Origin of the sequence: Roseimaritima sediminicola (assembly GCF_009618275.1) — a bacterium.
In the GTDB taxonomy this organism is placed as follows: domain Bacteria; phylum Planctomycetota; class Planctomycetia; order Pirellulales; family Pirellulaceae; genus Roseimaritima; species Roseimaritima sediminicola.
On the sequence record NZ_WIAD01000164.1, the window covers coordinates 1 to 500 of the forward strand.

Below are 500 nucleotides of genomic sequence, written 5' to 3' on the forward strand. Positions count from 1 at the left end.
CGCTGAACGCGAGTCATCCTGATCTCCTGGTTAACTATATCGACCATACCGAGTTCAGCCGCGATGGCAGCGTGACCAAACGTTTCAGCTGGGTGACGGACCTCGCGGTCACTCGCGAGAACGCCGCGCTGTTGGTGCGTGCAGGACGCTGCCGTTGGCGAATCGAGAACGAGACCTTCAATACGCTGAAGAACCAGGGATATCACTTCGAGCACAACTACGGCCACGGCCAAAAGAATCTATGCACGGTGCTGGCGACGTTGATGATGCTGGCGTTCCTTGTCGATCAGGTTCAGCAGGCCTGCTGCCCACTGTTTCAGGCGGTATTGGCGAAGTCGAAAACCCGGCGAAGCTTGTGGGAACGCACGCGTGCGGCGGCTTTGTCGTTCGTATTCACAAGCTTCCGTCAGCTCTTCGAAGCCATCCTTCTGGATCGCTGTCGTAATCAAGTCTATCCGGGGCCATCTGGATAACCGGCTGATTGTCGCCCGGCCGCAGTG

The 500-nt window shown here is 57.6% G+C and carries 1 pseudogene; it reads left to right on the forward strand.

Features of this window, described 5'->3' with window-relative positions:
- Positions 1-473: pseudogene (locus tag GE027_RS23865) on the forward strand (hypothetical protein); the annotation flags it as partial.
- Positions 474-500: the final 27 nt, after the last annotated feature.